This is a genomic window from Streptosporangium sp. NPDC087985 (assembly GCF_044741965.1).
GTDB lineage: Bacteria > Actinomycetota > Actinomycetes > Streptosporangiales > Streptosporangiaceae > Streptosporangium.
The window spans coordinates 43,849-57,020 of record NZ_JBIUTQ010000001.1 but is presented as its reverse complement, the minus strand read 5'-3'; the positions used below and the strand labels follow the sequence as shown (position 1 = coordinate 57,020).

The 13,172-nt window shown below is 68.0% G+C and carries 15 protein-coding genes, 2 tRNA genes and 1 other RNA gene; 13 read left to right on the top strand and 5 right to left on the bottom strand.

The window, feature by feature from the left end; genetic code table 11:
- Nucleotides 1-61 precede the first annotated feature (61 nt).
- Nucleotides 62-700 (bottom strand): uracil phosphoribosyltransferase, encoded by a 639-nt coding sequence (upp, locus tag ACIN94_RS00305; RefSeq protein WP_400697490.1) that lies wholly within the window; start codon nucleotides 698-700, stop codon nucleotides 62-64.
- A gap of 159 nt (nucleotides 701-859) precedes the next feature.
- Here upp and ACIN94_RS00300 point away from each other — a divergent pair, with 159 nt between their 5' ends.
- The 4 genes from ACIN94_RS00300 (at nucleotide 860) to ACIN94_RS00285 (ending at nucleotide 2,452) form a co-directional block, all read left to right on the top strand.
- On the top strand, nucleotides 860-1,369 hold the full coding sequence (locus tag ACIN94_RS00300; protein ID WP_400697487.1) for a tRNA adenosine deaminase-associated protein: 510 nt from the start codon (nucleotides 860-862) through the stop codon (nucleotides 1,367-1,369).
- 16 nt (nucleotides 1,370-1,385) lie between these two features.
- The gene (locus tag ACIN94_RS00295; protein WP_400697484.1) at nucleotides 1,386-1,877 is read left to right on the top strand and encodes a tRNA adenosine deaminase-associated protein; all 492 of its coding nucleotides are present in this window, start codon (nucleotides 1,386-1,388) and stop codon (nucleotides 1,875-1,877) included.
- A gap of 17 nt (nucleotides 1,878-1,894) precedes the next feature.
- Entirely contained in the window at nucleotides 1,895-2,338 is a 444-nt protein-coding gene (tadA, locus tag ACIN94_RS00290) for a tRNA adenosine(34) deaminase TadA (RefSeq protein WP_400699901.1), read from the top strand.
- A 24-nt stretch (nucleotides 2,339-2,362) separates the two neighbouring features.
- Nucleotides 2,363-2,452 (top strand) — tRNA-Ser (locus tag ACIN94_RS00285).
- Between the two features lie 116 nt (nucleotides 2,453-2,568).
- Here the strand turns inward: ACIN94_RS00285 and ACIN94_RS00280 are convergent.
- The 3 genes from ACIN94_RS00280 to ACIN94_RS00270 form a co-directional block, all read right to left on the bottom strand.
- The gene (locus tag ACIN94_RS00280) at nucleotides 2,569-3,426 is read right to left on the bottom strand and encodes a neutral zinc metallopeptidase (protein ID WP_400697482.1); all 858 of its coding nucleotides are present in this window, start codon (nucleotides 3,424-3,426) and stop codon (nucleotides 2,569-2,571) included.
- Nucleotides 3,427-3,471: 45 nt separating this feature from the next.
- Nucleotides 3,472-3,771, bottom strand: a complete 300-nt coding sequence (locus tag ACIN94_RS00275; RefSeq protein ID WP_400697479.1) for a type II toxin-antitoxin system VapB family antitoxin — start codon at nucleotides 3,769-3,771, stop codon at nucleotides 3,472-3,474.
- 134 nt (nucleotides 3,772-3,905) lie between these two features.
- A tRNA-Ser gene (locus ACIN94_RS00270) sits at nucleotides 3,906-3,991 on the bottom strand.
- Between the two features lie 107 nt (nucleotides 3,992-4,098).
- Here ACIN94_RS00270 and ffs point away from each other — a divergent pair.
- From ffs to ACIN94_RS00235, 7 genes are all read left to right on the top strand, one after another.
- An RNA gene (gene ffs / locus ACIN94_RS00265) (signal recognition particle sRNA small type) lies at nucleotides 4,099-4,194 on the top strand.
- A 30-nt stretch (nucleotides 4,195-4,224) separates the two neighbouring features.
- Nucleotides 4,225-6,333: a DNA polymerase III subunit gamma and tau gene (locus ACIN94_RS00260; RefSeq protein ID WP_400697476.1), complete on the top strand. Its 2,109-nt coding sequence runs from the start codon at nucleotides 4,225-4,227 to the stop codon at nucleotides 6,331-6,333.
- A 367-nt stretch (nucleotides 6,334-6,700) separates the two neighbouring features.
- A complete protein-coding gene (locus ACIN94_RS00255) occupies nucleotides 6,701-7,054 on the top strand; it encodes a YbaB/EbfC family nucleoid-associated protein (protein WP_400697473.1) in 354 nt (117 codons plus the stop codon).
- A 3-nt stretch (nucleotides 7,055-7,057) separates the two neighbouring features.
- Complete coding sequence (gene recR, locus ACIN94_RS00250; RefSeq protein WP_400697469.1) at nucleotides 7,058-7,657, top strand: recombination mediator RecR; 600 nt, start codon at nucleotides 7,058-7,060, stop codon at nucleotides 7,655-7,657.
- Nucleotides 7,650-8,180 carry a DUF5063 domain-containing protein gene (locus ACIN94_RS00245; RefSeq protein ID WP_400697465.1) on the top strand — a complete coding sequence of 177 codons (531 nt, stop codon included), beginning with the start codon at nucleotides 7,650-7,652 and terminating at the stop codon, nucleotides 8,178-8,180. The genes recR and ACIN94_RS00245 overlap by 8 nt, the downstream gene beginning before the upstream one ends.
- Before the next feature lie 89 nt (nucleotides 8,181-8,269).
- A complete protein-coding gene (locus ACIN94_RS00240) occupies nucleotides 8,270-9,544 on the top strand; it encodes an aspartate kinase (protein ID WP_400697462.1) in 1,275 nt (424 codons plus the stop codon).
- Nucleotides 9,541-10,608, top strand: coding sequence for an aspartate-semialdehyde dehydrogenase (locus tag ACIN94_RS00235; RefSeq protein ID WP_400697459.1), 1,068 nt, complete (start codon nucleotides 9,541-9,543; stop codon nucleotides 10,606-10,608). The genes ACIN94_RS00240 and ACIN94_RS00235 overlap by 4 nt, the downstream gene beginning before the upstream one ends.
- Nucleotides 10,609-10,738: 130 nt before the next feature.
- Here ACIN94_RS00235 and ACIN94_RS00230 read toward each other — a convergent pair whose 3' ends face one another.
- The gene (locus tag ACIN94_RS00230; protein WP_400697456.1) at nucleotides 10,739-11,302 is read right to left on the bottom strand and encodes a hypothetical protein; all 564 of its coding nucleotides are present in this window, start codon (nucleotides 11,300-11,302) and stop codon (nucleotides 10,739-10,741) included.
- 290 nt (nucleotides 11,303-11,592) lie between these two features.
- Here ACIN94_RS00230 and ACIN94_RS00225 point away from each other — a divergent pair, with 290 nt between their 5' ends.
- Together ACIN94_RS00225 and ACIN94_RS00220 are read left to right on the top strand one after the other, a co-directional pair.
- On the top strand, nucleotides 11,593-12,267 hold the full coding sequence (locus tag ACIN94_RS00225; RefSeq protein ID WP_400697454.1) for a TetR family transcriptional regulator: 675 nt from the start codon (nucleotides 11,593-11,595) through the stop codon (nucleotides 12,265-12,267).
- A gap of 82 nt (nucleotides 12,268-12,349) precedes the next feature.
- Nucleotides 12,350-13,126, top strand: a complete 777-nt coding sequence (locus ACIN94_RS00220) for a hypothetical protein (protein WP_400697451.1) — start codon at nucleotides 12,350-12,352, stop codon at nucleotides 13,124-13,126.
- The last annotated feature ends 46 nt before the right edge of the window (nucleotides 13,127-13,172 follow it).

Here is a 13,172-nt window from a genome sequence, read left to right as displayed (position 1 = left end):
GGCAAGCACAATCTGTAACGAAGAAACGGCGAAACGCTTCTCCCTTTGGGAGGAAGTTTCCTCAGACGACGCCGTAAAGGCGGTCCCCGGCGTCGCCGAGTCCCGGAATGATGTAGCCCTGCTCGTTCAGCTGCTCGTCCAGAGCCGCCGTCACCAGGCGGATCGGCTTGCCGCTGCCCGCGAAGACCTTGTCCATGTGGGCGATGCCCTCGGGGGCGGCCAGCAGGCACAGCGCGGTCACATCGTCGGCGCCGCGCTCGAAGAGGAACTCGATCGCCGCGGCCAGGGTGCCGCCGGTGGCCAGCATCGGGTCCACCACATAGACCTGCCGGCCCGACAGGTCGTCGGGGAGCCGGGTGGCGTAGGTCTCGGCCTTCAGCGTGGACTCGTTGCGGATCATCCCGAGAAAACCGACCTCGGCCGTCGGCAGCAGCCGGGTCATGCCGTCCAGCATGCCCAGGCCGGCGCGGAGGATGGGCACGACCAGCGGGTACGGCTGGGCCAGTCGCACGCCCTGCGCGGCGGCGACAGGGGTCCGCACCGTCACCTCGGTCGTGCGGACATGGCGGGTTGCCTCGTAGGCGAGCAACGTCACCAACTCGTCGGCGAGGCGCCGGAAGGTGGGCGAATCCGTGTTCATATCCCGCAGCACGGTCAGCTTGTGGGCTACCAGCGGGTGGTCGACGACCAGGGTTTCCATGGATGCCAACGGTATCCGGTATGACTGCTCAGGAGATAACGGACAGCGCGCGGGGCGTCCGCACGCGGATTTAATCACAATTTGGTCGGGGAGACGTACGGTGGCGGGCCGGTTCTGAAAGTATTGGCATCCGTAGAGAACACATCGGTGGGGATGACCATGTCAGACGAAGACCCGTTGGACTTTGCCATCGTGGTCTACCGCGAGGACGACGGCTGGGAAGCGGAGATGCTTCCGGTGGCCCTTACCTCGGATCTCGACGGCCTGATTCACGCTCTGCGCCAGCAGCCGAGCATGAACGGCACGATTGGCCTGGTCGCCGTGGGGGATGAGTTCTTCGTGGCGCTACGGGTGTTCGGTGAGCGGGTGGAGGTCTTCCTCTCCGACATCGCCGCGTCCTGGGACTTCCCGCTCGCGCAGCAGGTGCTGGAATACCTCGACGTGCCGGTCCCGGACGAGGACGATCTGGAGGCGATCCTCCAGGACGAGGAGACGGTGCTCCCCGCGGGAGATCTGTCGATCTTCGCCGACCTGGGACTCGACGAGATGGAGCTCGGCATCCTCTCCGGCGACATCGACCTGCTCCCTGAGGACGTTCTGTCCAGCATCGCGGCGCGGCTGGGATTCTCCGAGCCGTTCGAACGCGCCATCGACTCGGTGTTCGGCTGACCTTGGGAGATCGGCCATGTTCTCCAAACCATCCGGCAACAGTGTGTTCTCGGCAGCCTTCGTCCGCACCCCGGGCGGATGGAACGGCACGGAGGTCGATCTCAGCGCCGCCGAGATAGCCGACGACCTGGATGAGGCCGTCCAGGAGCATCTCGCGCTCGACGGCGACGAACTGGCCCTGCTCTGCGTGGAGGTGGAGGACGAGTGGTTCGCGATCGTCCGCTACCAGGGTGACCAGGAACCCCGCACCTTCCTGTCCGATGCCCAGGCCGGGGTCTCCGACGGGCTCGGAAGGCTCTTCGCCGAGCTGGCCGGGGTCGCGCCGGACAGGGAGACACCCGATCTGGGCGTACGGCCGGCAGGTGACTTCGAGCTCCTGAGCGACCTCGGCGTGAGTCCCGACGAACTCATCGAACTCAGCATGGAGGAGGGCGTGCTTCCGGCGGACACCCTCTCGGTGATCGCCGAGAGGCTGGCCTTCGCGGACGAGCTCGATCGGTTGCGGTGACGGACTACATCCCTGAGATGCGGCTCGCCCTGGCGCAGGCCGTACGGGCCGGCGCCCGCGGTGAGGTGCCGGTCGGCGCGGTCGTTCTCGACTCGGACGGGTCGGTGCTGGCGGAGGCCGGAAACGACCGGGAGTCCCTGGCCGACCCCACCGCGCACGCCGAGATGCTCGCCCTGCGAGAGGCCGCCCGCGTCCGTGGGGAGTGGCGGCTGACCGGCTGCACCCTGGTGGTCACGCTGGAGCCCTGCACGATGTGCGCGGGGGCCTCGGTGCTGGCGAGGGTCGATCGCATCGTCTACGGCGCCGCGGATGCCAAGGGCGGGGCCACCGGTTCGCTGTGGGACGTGGTCCGGGACCGCCGTCTCAACCACCGGCCCGAGGTCGTCAGAGGAGTGCTGGACGACGAGTGCGCCGCCGTACTCACCGAATTCTTCGCTGTCCGGCGGATGCGCGAGCAATAGCGGTTATCCGGTAAGCTGCTCCGCGGTGGAGTCGCCTAGTGGCCGAGGGCGCACGCCTCGAAAGCGTGTGATGGGGCAACCTATCCGTGGGTTCAAATCCCACCTCCACCGCCACCGCAAAGGCCTCCGGCCCGTTCAGACGGGACAGAGGCCTTTCGCATGCCGGGAGCTCCTGCGACGTTCCCAGCCTTCCGAGGAGATCTCCAGGACGCGGGCGTGGGGGGATTCCTTCAGATTTTTCCGGCGAACGTGTCGCACTTGCCGGGGTCGCCGCTCTTGTAACCGGTGGTGAACCACGTGACGCGCTGCGCCGACGTTCCGTGGGTGAAGCCCTCCGGGGTCACCCGGCCCTGGGAACGCCTCTGGATGTTGTCGTCGCCCACCGCCGAGGCAGCACTGAGCGCCTCCTTGATGTCCTTGTCGGTGAACGGCTTTTCGAACAGGCCGGTCTCGTAGGCGTTCTTGGCCCAGGCCCCGGAGTAGCAGTCGGCCTGCAGCTCCAGCCGGACGGAAGCGCTCTTCGGCCCCTTCTGGGGGCCCTTCTCGGCCTTCTCGACGGTGCCGAGCAGGTTCTGCACATGGTGACCGTACTCGTGCCCGATGACGTACGCCTGGGCGAACGGCCCGCCCTTGGCCCCGTAGTCGCGCTGGAGCTCCTTGAAGAAGGACAGGTCCAGGTAGACCTTGTGGTCGGCGGGACAGTAGAACGGGCCGTCCGAGGTGTCGGCCGCGCCGCAGGCGGTCCTCACCTTGCCGGAGAACGTGACGGTCTTGGCCGGCTTGTAGCCCTTCATGGCCGTGGGCCAGTAGCGCTGGATGCTGTTGACCACGCCGACCACCCGGCACTCCTCATTCCGGTCGGCATCCCGCCCGGTCCTGCACTTCGCGCTGAGATCGGAGCCGGGTTTCGCCGGAACGGGATCGTCGCCGACGACGTCATCGAGATCGACCCCGAACACCAGGGCCAGGACGAGCACGATGACTCCGGCCGCGCCGCCGCCGATCGCGAGGCCACCCCCGGACACTCCTCCCCCGCCACGGCTCTCAACCTGCGAGCTGTCCAGCTCGGCGTCGTCCCTGAAGTCCATCGCCGATGTCCCTTCGATCGCTTGGGGGGCGTTCCTCCGGCGTTCTCAGCTGTCCGGAAGCTCAAGGACGCGGGCGTGCAGGACCGAACGCTGGTGCAGGGCCGAGCGCAGCGCGCGGTGCAGGCCGTCCTCAAGGTAGAGCTCGCCGCGCCACTGCACCACGTGCGGGAACAGGTCGCCGTAGAACGTGGAGTCCTTCGCGAGCAGAGAGTGCAGGTCGAGCACCGCTTTCGTGGTGATCAGCGTGTCGAGCCGGACCTGTCGCGGCGGTATCTGCGCCCATTCGCGATGCGAAAGGCCGTGCTCGGGGTAGGGCCGTCCATCACCGATCAGCTTGAAGATCACACTATGTAGTTTAGGAGAGATTCGGACTCTATGCCTGCGGTGCCACTCCCATTACCGGGCAGCGGCTCGGCGGGAAACGACGGAGGCCCGGACCACATCGTGATCCGGGCCTCCGTTCGCCTGTTCAGGCAGAGCGGAGGATAGGAGATTCGAACTCCTGAGGGGTTGCCCCCAACACGCTTTCCAAGCGTGCGCCCTAGGCCAACTAGGCGAATCCTCCGTGGAGAAGCTTACCGAACTTTCAGGACTGCGTGGACCACATATTCAGGACTCCGATCACTCCGGTGTTCGGGACCCCGAGGACTCCGTTCAGAGGCTAGACTGTGCCAGGACCCCTCGCGCGGCGTCACCCTGTGAACCTCCCCAGGGCCGGAAGGCAGCAAGGATAAACAGGCTCTGGCGGGTGTGCGAGGGGTCTCTTCGTTTCAGGCCCCTCGCAGGTGGGAGCGTCGCATGAGTCTTGCGCTCTACCGCAAGTACCGGCCCGGGACCTTTGCCGAGGTCAAGGGACAGGAGCACGTCACCGAGCCGCTGCGACAGGCGTTGCGGAGCGGCCGCATCAACCACGCCTACCTGTTCAGCGGACCACGCGGCTGCGGCAAGACCTCCAGCGCCCGGATCCTGGCCCGCTCGCTGAACTGCGAGAAGGGCCCGACCCCCGACCCGTGCGGGGAGTGCGATTCCTGCGTGGCGCTGGCCCCCACCGGTCCCGGTCACCTCGACGTCATCGAGATCGACGCGGCCTCGCACGGTGGCGTGGACGACGCCCGCGATCTGCGTGAGCGAGCTTTCTTCGCGCCCGTGTCGGCGCGCTTCAAGATCTACATCATCGACGAGGCGCACATGGTGACCCGGGAGGGTTTCAACGCGCTGCTCAAGCTCGTCGAAGAACCTCCTCCGCATCTGAAGTTCGTCTTCGCGACCACCGAGCCCGAGAAGGTCATCGGGACGATCAAGTCCCGGACCCATCACTACCCGTTCCGGCTGATCCCGCCAGCGGCGCTGCGCGCGCTCATGGAGGAGATCCTCACCTCGGAGAAGGTCCCGTTCGAGCCGGCCGCGCTCCCTCTGGTGGTCCGGGCGGGTGCCGGGTCGGCGCGTGACTCGCTGTCGATCCTCGACCAGTTGTTCGCCGGGTCGGACGAGGCGGGCATCACCTATGCCCGCGCGGTCTCCCTGCTGGGCTACACCGACGGCGATCTGCTCGACGACGTGATCGCCGCCTTCGCGGCCCGCGACGGCGCGCGGGTGTTCCAGGCCGTGAACCGGGTGATCGAAGGGGGACACGACCCCCGCCGGTTCGCCATGGACCTGCTGGAGCGCTTCCGTGACCTGGTGATCCTGGCCAACGTGCCGGAGGCGGCCACCAGCGGGCTGCTCGACAGGCCCGCAGACGAGCTGGAGCGGCTTCAGGAACAGGCCGCCTCGATGGGTCCGGCAGAGCTGACCCGCGCCGCCGAGATATTCAACGCGGGCCTGACCGAGATGCGTGGTGCCGCCTCACCCCGGTTGCTGCTTGAGTTGATGTGCGCCAGAACGCTGCTCCCCGGGGTGGCGCAGGGCGAGGCCGCACTGCTGGCCAGGTTGGAGCGGCTGGAGCGGGGCGGTGGCGCGGTGGCCTCCGGCGTGCCCGCTCCGGTGGTCTACGCGGTGCCTGCGCCCCAGCCGCCGCCCGCGGTGCCGCCGGTCGCCACCGTGGCTCCCACCGCTGCCGCCGATCAGTCCCACGTCCAGAACGGCGGGGACTGGCCCACCGCGGTCAGGCCCGGCGCCCCCGCTCCTCAACCTCAACCTCAGCCTCAATCCCAGTCCCAGCCAGCAGCCGCACCGGTCTCCGGGGCGGGGGCCGGTGCCGTCCAGCAGGCATGGCCGCAGGTGCTCGGGGTGCTCAAGCAGCGCAGCATCGTCGTCTGGGCGAACGTGAACACCAACGCCCAGGTCGTCGGGGTCGAGGACAAGATCGTCACCCTCGGGTTCACCCAGGTCGGCGCGATGAGGAACTTCACCGGCGGCGGCAAGGACACGGTGGTCGCGGCGGCGCTCCAGGACGTGCTGGGCGGCACCTGGAAGGTCGAGGCCGTCGTGGCCGGTGGCGGCGGCCCCTCCGGGGGTGCCCGCCCTCCGGCGGCGCCCCCGCAGAGCCCGCCTCCGTCACGTCAGGACGTTCCCCCCAGGCCGGACCCCGCACCGGCTCCGGTGGCTCAGACGGCTCCGGCTGTCCGAGAGGCTCCGGCCGCCCCGGCCCGGCAGGTCCCGCCCGCCACCGACGAGTCCTGGCCGGACGCCCCGCTCCCCGACGATCCCGGTTCGCCGCCCACTCCCAGCCCGGGTCTGGCCGCCGCCCGCTCGGCGGCCAAGGCCGCCGCACAGTCGGGTCCCAGGGCCGCCGGGGGCGCCAAGGCGGCCTGGCCGGACGCTGTGCCGGCCCGTAAGCCCGCTGTCGAGACCGACGATGTCGACCCGCTGAACGACGCGGACGCCGATGTCGACGAGCTCACCGGCATGGCCCTCATCCAGCGCGAGCTCGGCGGTCAGATCATCGGCGAGATCGACCACACCTGACGGCCGTACGGCCCCAGGCACCCGGGCTCTCCGCGATCCTGACGTGCGGGAACGGGGTTCGATGCCGGAGCGGTTGTGACGGAGACCCCTGCCCACGGCTGTCCGGCCCCACGAGATGCGCGGAGGGTGATTGAGAAAACGCACCCTGTGTGCGGCCCGGATTCGGCTAAGTTCAGAGGCGCACGTCGCCGTGTGCGGCCGCTCCGGCGCGTGTCAGGTCGGGTCCCGGACGTCTGGAGGGGGGCCGGGACCCGATCGGAGGTTTGACGCCTCTCTGGGAGGAACACGTGCGCATGCCAGTACAACACCTGGCCCGAACCCCGTAGGCTCGTGACGACTGATGTCACGGACGAGGAGCACAACGACGGTGAACCCAGGGGATGTCAACCTGCAGCAGCTGCTGGAGCAGGCACAGCTCATGCAGCAGCAGCTTGTGAGCGCCCAGCAGGAGTTGAACGAGGCGGAGGTCGAGGGCTCGGCGGGCGGCGGACTTGTCGTGGCCACGGTCAACGGCGGGGGCGAACTGCTGGAACTGAAGATCAGTCCGGAGGCCGTTGACCCGGATGATCCCCAGGAGACGGCCGACACCATCGCCGACCTGGTCATCGCGGCGATCAGGGATGCCGTGCGCGCGGCCGCCGACCTCCAGCAGGAGAAACTCGGACCACTCGCACAGGGGCTGGGCGGCGGGAGCGGGCTCGGCCAGCTGCCCGGATTCTGAGCCATGTACGAAGGGGTTGTCCAGAGCCTGATCGACGAGCTGGGGATGCTGCCCGGCGTCGGTCCCAAGAGCGCGCAGCGGATCGCGTTCCACCTGCTGGCCGCGGAGCCGGCCGACGTCAAGCGGCTCGCCCACGCGCTGCTGGAGGTCAAGGAGAAGGTCCGTTTCTGCCGGGTCTGCGGAAACGTCGCGGCCGAGGAGGAGTGCCGGATCTGCCGTGATGTCCGGCGCGACCCCCACGTGATCTGTGTCGTCGAGGAGTCCAAGGACGTGGTGGCGATCGAGAAGACCCGCGAGTTCCGTGGCCGATACCACGTGCTCGGCGGGGCGATCAGCCCGATCGACGGAGTCGGTCCCGACGACCTCCGCATCCGCGATCTTATGACGCGCCTGGCAGACGGCCAGGTGACCGAGCTGATCCTCGCCACCGACCCCAACCTTGAGGGCGAGGCGACGGCGACCTATCTCGCCCGTCTGGTCAAGCCGATGGGTCTGAAAGTCACACGACTGGCCAGTGGCCTGCCGGTAGGCGGTGACCTCGAATATGCCGACGAGGTCACCTTGGGCCGCGCGTTCGAAGGAAGGAGGCTGCTGGATGTCTGACGCATGGAGTGCCCTGGCGGAACGGATCGCCGAGCACGCGGAGAACTACATCGACGGCCTGACCAGGCTGGCCGGTGGCGAGGGCGGAGACGCCATACTGCCGTTGTTGCTGGTCGAGGTGGCCCAGGTCAGTTCGGCGGGCGCGCAGCTCGGTGCCAGCCAGGACGTGATCCTGTCCGGCAACTGGGAGCCGCATCTGAGTGAGGACCCGGACGCCGACGTCGTCCGTACGGCCCTCGCCGAGCGGCTGGGCCCGGTGGACGACTACGCCGAGGTCTTCGACCCCTACAAGGACACCGTGGTCACGCCGTACCGCCTGTCGGACGACCTGACCGCCGTGGCCGCCGATCTCATCCACGGTCTCCGGCACTACCAGGCGGGCCGCCCGCTGGAGGCGCTGTGGTGGTGGCAGTACTCCTACTTCAACACGTGGGGAAACCACGCCGGAGCGGCGATGCGTGCCCTCCAGGCGCTCGTCGCGCACACCCGTCTTGACGTGGCGGAAGAACGCACAACAGTGTGATCGTCCACATGCTGGCCAGACCCGGGTGACTTACTACAGCGCCAGTAGACTGTGAACTCCACAGCCCTAGATTGCTTCGGAGACATCTCGTGGCGCTCGTTGTTCAGAAATACGGTGGTTCGTCCGTCGCCGACGCGTCCTGCATCAAGCGGGTCGCCCAGCGGATCGTCACGACGAAAAAAGCCGGCAACGACGTCGTAGTGATCGTCTCAGCGATGGGTGACACCACCGATGAGCTGCTGGATCTCGCTCAGCAGGTCTCGCCGCTGCCGCCGGTCCGCGAGCTCGACATGCTGCTCACCTCCGGTGAGCGCATCTCGATGGCGCTGCTGGCGATGGCGATCGCCAATCTGGGCCAGGAGGCGCGCTCGTTCACCGGCTCCCAGGCCGGCGTCATCACCGACTCGTCCCACGGCCGCGCACGCATCATCGACGTGACGCCCGGCCGGATACAGGGTGCGCTCGACAACGGTCAGGTCGCGATCGTGGCCGGGTTCCAGGGCGTTTCCCAGGACACCAAGGACATCACCACACTCGGCCGGGGCGGTTCGGACACGACCGCCGTCGCGCTGGCCGCCGCCCTGAACGCCGACGTGTGTGAGATCTACACCGACGTGGACGGCATCTTCACCGCCGATCCCCGGATCGTCCCGGTCGCCCGCAAGATCCCCAGAATCTCCTACGACGAGATGATGGAGATGGCGGCCTGCGGCGCGAAGATCTTGCATCTGCGCTGCGTGGAGTACGCTCGCCGTTTCAACGTGCCGATCCACGTCAGAAGCTCGTTCAGCACCAGGGAAGGCACGTGGGTCGTCTCCGACCCCGAGAGCGAAGGAACAGAGATGGAGCAGCCGATCATCTCCGGCGTCGCGCACGACCGGAGCGAGGCCAAGATCACCGTTGTCGGAGTGCCCGACAAGGTCGGCGAGGCTGCGACGATCTTCAAAACGCTGGCCGACGCCGAGGTCAACATCGACATGATCGTGCAGAACGTGTCGGCGGCGGCGACCGGCCGGACGGACATCTCCTTCACGCTGCCCACGGCCGATGGCTCCACGGCGCTCACCGCACTGAAGAAGATCCAGGAGCGCATCGGCTTCGAGTCGCTGCTCTTCGACGACCAGATCGGAAAGGTCTCGCTGATCGGTGCGGGCATGCGCTCACACCCCGGCGTCACCGCGACGTTCTTCGCCGCCATCGCCGACGCGGGGGTGAACATCGAGATGATCTCCACTTCGGAGATCCGCATCTCGGTGATCGTCGGACAGGACGAGGTGGACGCGGCGGTCACCGCCGCGCATCACGCGTTCAATCTCGACGCCGACCAGGTTGAAGCTGTGATCTACGGAGGTACCGGCCGATGAGCCGCAAGCCCACTCTCGCCCTGATCGGCGCGACCGGTGCCGTGGGCACCGTCATGCGCGACATCATCTCCAGCCGGGAGGACATCTACGGCGAGATCAGGCTCGTCGCGTCCGCCCGGTCGGCCGGTAAGATCCTGCGGGTCCGCGGGGAGGACGTGGTCGTCCAGGAGCTGACCCCCGAGGTCTTCGACGGCGTCGACATCGCCATCTTCGACGTGCCGGACGAGGTCTCCGAGGTCTGGGTGCCGGTCGCCGCCGCGCGCGGTGCGATCGCCGTCGACAAGTCGGGCACCTTCCGGATGAACCCCGAGGTCCCGCTGGTCGTGCCGGAGGTCAACCCGGAGGCCGCGCGCAACCGTCCGCTGGGCATCATCTCCACTCCCAACTGCACCACGCTGTCGATGATGGCCGCGATGGGCGCGCTCCATGAGCAGTACGGCCTGCGCGAGCTGGTGGTCGCCTCCTACCAGGCGGTCTCCGGTGCGGGCGTGGCCGGCTCGGCCCGTCTCTATGACGAGATCGAGGCTCTCGCGGGCGACCGTACGGTCGGGCAGACCGCCGGTGACGTGCGCAAGATGCTGCAGAACAAGCTGGGCGACGACGAGTCGCCGTTCCCCGCGCCGGTGGCGTTCAACGTCGTGCCGTGGGCGGGGTCGCTCAAGGACGGTGGCTGGGCCTCCGAGGAGATCAAGCTCCGCAACGAGTCCCGGAAGATCCTCGGGATCGACGACCTGAAGGTCTCGGCGACCTGTGTCCGGGTCCCGGTGATCACGACCCACTCGCTGGCCGTGCACGCGACCTTCGAACGCGAGATCACCGTCGCCGACGCGCACCGGATCCTGGAGGCCGCCCCGACCGTCGTCGTCATGGACGATCCGGCCAACGGCGTCTTCCCGACCCCGGCCGACGTCGTCGGCACCGACCCCACCTATGTGGGTCGCATCCGTCAGGCGCTCGACTTCCCGAACACTCTGGACCTGTTCGTCTGCGGGGACAACCTCCGCAAGGGCGCGGCCCTGAACGCGGCGGAGATCGCCGAGCTGGTCGCGGCCGAGTTCGCGTAGTCGCCTCTCCGCCGTAGGGCGGAGGCCACCTTCTCGCCGTACGGCGGCGCCGGACGCCGCCGTACGGTTCTGCGCGGTCGTACGGCTCTGCGCGGCCGGCGGAAGCCGTACGTTTCGGAGACCGCCGATGTCAGCGGAAGAGGATGTCCCAGTGGCTGGGCTCGCGGGCGTAGACGGTTCCCGCGTTCCGGTAGAGGGGGGCTCCGTCGCTGCGGATGCCGGCGAAGGCGTGGTTGCGCGTGATGTAGTCGTTGATGCAGGGGTTGGGCTTGATATCCAGCTTGTAGCCCCGGTGGTGGCTGTAGCGGCCGGGTGCGTGGCCGACCTCGGTGCCGCCGGTGACGACGATCGGGCACTTGCTGTCGCGCTTCAGATCGATCACGTTGGCCACGGTGGCGGCCCGCACCGCCTCCAGCGAGGTGCAGGATCCCACTCTGCGGTTGGTGCACCCTCCGGACGATTTCCAGCGCAGGCCGGCGGCCTTGAGCCGTTGGAAGGCCTGCGCCTGGTCGAGCCGTATCGGCTGATCGGGCCTTGACCTTACCTTCGCCGTCCCTTCCTGGAGCGCGGACGCCTGCCGGTACGGGCTCCGGGAGAGGCGCCCGGAGCTGGCCGGAACGCCGGGGCTGGAGGTCTCGGCGGTCCTGTCCAGGGCCTTGGCGGGATGGCTCGCCGTGGATGGGGCCACAGCCATGACGACGGTCGACGAGGATGGGGGGTCCGCAGAGGCGGTGCCGGGCGATGCCATCGTTATGAGCGATATCTGCAGAGTCAGCAGCGCTCCGACCGCCAGCCGCGCAGCCCTCTGTTTACAGGGAGGTGTTCCCATCGTTTTATCCCTTGTGACAGGAGCCCTCCCACCAGAAGGATCAATCCCACATTCCAACCGGTATGACCCCTCTGTGCGGGGGGATTTTGTCCTGTGATGGTGATCATCGTGCGGCTCGATGACCTAACGAGGCCACGGGTCGTACAGTGACGAATGTGTCCGAGCCGACCCAGAGAAGCCGTGGATCAGACAAGACCCGCGAAGTCATCGTGGAGACGGCCCTGAGGCTGTTCCGCGAGCGCGGATACGAAGCCACCACGATGCGGGCCATCGCCGCCGAGGCGGGGGTCTCGGTGGGCAACGCCTACTACTACTTCGACTCCAAGGAAGCCCTGGTCCAGGCGTACTACGACCGGGCGCAGGCCGAGCACGAAGCCGCGTGCGAGGAGTTGCTGGCGACCGAGCGCTCCTTCGCCCTGCGGCTGGGCGGTGTTCTCCGGGAGTGGGTGCGCGTCTCGGAGCCGTATCACGAGTTCGCGGTGAAGTTCTTCAAGCACGCGGCAGAGCCGAGCAACCCCCTCAGCCCGTTCAGCGCGGCGTCGGCACCCGCCCGGGATGCGGCGATCGAGATCTACCGCAGGGTGGTGGAGGGGTCGGCGGACCGGATGGACGCGGAGCTCAGGGCCGAGCTGCCCGAGCTGCTCTGGCTGATGTCGATGGGGGTCGTGATGTTCTGGGTGCACGACGCCTCGGAGGGGTGCCGGCGGACCTATCGGTTCATCGAACTCAGCGTGCCGCTGGTGGATCGGCTGGTCGGACTCTCCCATCTGCCGGGCCTGCGCGGTGTCGCCCGTGACTTCATCGCGGGGGTTCACGAACTTCGTGCGTGACGACTGGAACGAACCACGAGAATTTCAGTAATGAAGACATTACCCTCGGTAGTTGTTTTGGTGACGATTTCGAGGGAGTCTCATGGGCTGGGTAACCGTGCTGGTCGTGGCGGCTGTTGCGATCATGCTGATCGCGCTTCTCGTGCTCAGGCGGAGGGGCAGGGCGGACGAGGGCAGCGGCGCCGCGTCGGTGGACTTCGCCGCCAACCTCGCTCTCGCCGTCTACCTGCTCGTGCTGGCCTACGCCGCGGTGCTCTGCCGTGACGCGCTCGCGACGTCGCAGACCGACGTCCAGGCCGAGGCCGAGACGCTGACCGAGATGTACTGGTCGGTGGCGCCGATCCCGGAGGCGGCTCCCATCCGGGCGCAGATCCGCCAGTACTCCGCGCAGAGCGCCGACCTCGACTGGCCGCTGATGGCCAGGGGCGAGATGTCGTCGGTCCCCACGGCGACCCTCAAGGACATGCGTGCCGCGACGATCCGGCTGCGGCCGGTCGGCGATCAGAGCAAGAGCCTCCAGAAGGACGCGCTCAGCCGTGTCTCCGAGGTCGCCCACGCGCGTGCTCTCCGCGCGGACGACGCCGAGACGGGTCTGGAGGCCATCTTCGTGATCTCAATGATCATCTCCGGGCTGCTGGTGATCGTGTTGCCCTGGACGCTCGGGGCGAGACCGACACCGCAGTCGGTCATCGGTGACGCCGTCAGAGTGGCCGTGGTCGTCATCGGGATCGGCTTCATCATGCTGATCAGCCATCCGTTCAGCGGGCTGAGCGCGGTCGGGCCCGACGCCTTCGAGGCGGCGCAGCAGCAGTACGACCAGATCGACTCCCGTTTCCCGGTGGGATTCGCGTCGGAGTGACCCGTCACGCGGGGGAGAGCCCGCCGGTGGGCTCTCCCCCGCGGCC